This window comes from Bradyrhizobium sp. (genome assembly GCF_016462955.1).
Taxonomy (GTDB): Bacteria; Pseudomonadota; Alphaproteobacteria; order Rhizobiales; family Xanthobacteraceae; genus Bradyrhizobium.
In genome coordinates this window covers 1-2,607 of record NZ_JAEMSD010000732.1, presented here as the reverse complement: position 1 = coordinate 2,607, position 2,607 = coordinate 1, and the positions used below count along the sequence as shown (strand labels likewise).

Below are 2,607 nucleotides of genomic sequence, written 5' to 3'. Positions count from 1 at the left end.
CAGGAAGGCGAGGAAGAACAGCGCGACCTTGGGATTGAGCGCGTTGGTGAAGACGCCCTGGAGAAAGACCCGGCGCAGCGAGCCCCGCACCGGCTCGTCGATGCTGGAAGCCAGCGAAGGGCGCGACCACAGCATCTGAAGCCCGGTGACGACGAGATAGGCCGCGCCGACCAGCTTCAGGAGCGAGAAGGCGGTCGACGAGGCCATCAGCAGGGCCGAAAGCCCGATCGCCGCGCCCGCGACATGGACAAAGCAGCCGCAACTGATGCCCAGGGCGGCAGCAGCGCCGCCCCGCCAGCCCATCTGCATGCTGCGGCCGATCACATAGACCGAATCCGGCCCCGGCGTGATGTTGAGCAGCACCCCCGACAGGATGAAAAGCCAGATTTCGTGGATGCCCAGCATGAAGATGCCCTCGTTGCCCCGTCCCGGTTCCGCTTAGTCGGTTCGCCCGTCCCCGTCCACCGCCCTGGATCGCGTGGGATTTACCTCGAATTTGCATCGCGGATCATGCTTCCGCTCGGCTGCATCTGCTTTATAAAGGCGGGGTTCTTGCAATGCGGGATTCGAGGCGACTGCCCGCCGTGGCCGGTCCCCTCTCCCTTGGAGCTTCGCGGATATGGAAAGACGTCTGGCCGCCATCGTCTGCGCCGATGTCGCCGGCTATTCGCGCATGATGGGCAGCGACGAGGCCGGCACCCATGCCGCCTTCAAGGCCCATCGCGCCGCGATCCATCCCATCATCCTCAATCACGGCGGCCGCGTCGTGAAGAACACCGGCGACGGCTTCCTGCTCGAGTTCCCCTCCATCGTCGGCGCCACCGAGGCTGCGATCGCGATGCAGACGGTGATGGCCGAGCGCAACCGCCATCTGCCGACGGACCGCGCCATGCAGTTCCGGCTCGGCGTCCACATGGGCGACGTCATCGCCGACGAGGACGAGGTGTTCGGCGACGACGTCAACATCGCCGTCCGGCTGGAATCGGTGGCGAGCCCGGGCGGCTTCGCCATCTCGGCCAAGGCCTATCGCGAGGCGAGCAAGCACCTCTCGGTGCCGCTGACCGATGCCGGCAACCATCGCTTCAAGAACATCAAGGATGCGATCGGGGTCTTTACCTGGACGCCCGAGGGCGCGCCGGCGCTTGCCCCCGAGCTCCGTGAAGCCTCGGCACTGTCGCAGCAGTACCGCACCGCCATCGTCGGCGTGCTGCCCTTCGCCAACCTCAGCGACGCCCAGGACGAGTATTTCTCCGACGGCCTGACCGAGGATTTGATCCACGCGCTGTCGCTGCAATCCTTCTATCGCGTGCTGAGCCGCAACTCGACCTTCGCCTTCAAGGGCAGGAACACCAGCACGCGGCTGATCGCGCGCGAGATCGACGCCACCTATCTGATCCAGGGTTCGGTGCGGCGCGCCGGCGCCAAGATCCGCGTCACCGCCGAGCTGATCGCGCCGGAAACCGGCGAGCAGCTCTGGACCGGCCGCTACGACCGCGACATCGGCGACTTGTTCGCCATGCAGGACGAGATCACGACGAACCTGTCCGCCGCCATCGCCACCGAGATCGTCCGCGCCGAGGCGTCGGCACCGGCGCGGCTGTCGACCGACGTCAGCGCCTGGGACCGCTTCCTCAAGGGGCTGTCGCACTACTACCGGCAGACCAAGGAGGATCTCGCCGCCGCCGTCGAGCTGTTTCGCGAGGCCATCCGGCTCGATCCCAAACTGTCGATCGCACACGCCTATCTCGCCACGATCCAGATCCAGAGCATCCAGTTCGGCTGGGTCAAGGGCACGCGGGAGATGTGGGCCGAGGCGATGAACCTCGCCGAAACCAGCGTGCGGCTCGATCCGCGCTCCTCCTTCGCATTCTCGATCCTGTCCTGGGCCCATTCGCTGGAGGGACATCACGAGGCCGCGATGGATGCCGCCAGGCGCGCGGTCGCGCTCAACCCCTATGACAACGGCGCGCGCGGCGTGCTCGGCATCTGCCATTTCATGATCGGCGAGCATCGCGAGGCGATCGAGCTGTTCTCGATGGCGTCCCAGCGCGACAACAGCGACCCTCGTTACCAATGGGCGGCGCTGAACGCCTTCAGTCACTACCTGTTGCGCCAATACGACGCGACCCTGTCTTGGGCCCGCGAGCAGCTCTACATCAACCCGAACCACATGCAGGCGCTGGCGATCCGTGCCGCCGCATTGGCGCAGCTGGGGCGTGGCGACGAGGCGAGCGAAGCCGCCCACGTGCTGATGGGCAACTACCCGACCCTCAACGTCGACCGTCACCTGCGCAACTTCCACTGGAAGCGGCCCGAGGACGTCGCCCATTATCGCGAGGGGCTGCTGAAGGCCGGCGTGCCGCTCGGCAGGCTGACCCTGGTGCAGGGCGAGGCCAAGCGCGCCGCCGAGTCCTGAACTGCATTCCGCGGCCCATCTGGTTTCTCGCGACCTCGGGCCTGCTCTTATTGACCCGATAGTGAAATCCGCCACACGTCGCCACACGCCGAAGTAGTATATCGTGCTGCCGGTTTGCTAGCACTTTCCGGGCTTTAACGCCGCGCGCCAGCTTTTTCATGATTCGCTGATTTCAGGATTTGGGCCATGCA

2 protein-coding genes are annotated in these 2,607 nt (G+C 65.8%); one reads left to right on the top strand and one right to left on the bottom strand.

All coding sequences use genetic code 11. The features are described 5' to 3' along the window. A partial coding sequence (locus JHD07_RS37555) for a LysE family translocator (protein WP_291631370.1) occupies positions 1-405 on the bottom strand: 405 nt, incomplete at its 3' end. Between the two features lie 214 nt (positions 406-619). Here JHD07_RS37555 and JHD07_RS37550 point away from each other — a divergent pair. Then, complete coding sequence (locus JHD07_RS37550) at positions 620-2,416, top strand: tetratricopeptide repeat protein (protein WP_291631368.1); 1,797 nt, start codon at positions 620-622, stop codon at positions 2,414-2,416. The last annotated feature ends 191 nt before the right edge of the window (positions 2,417-2,607 follow it).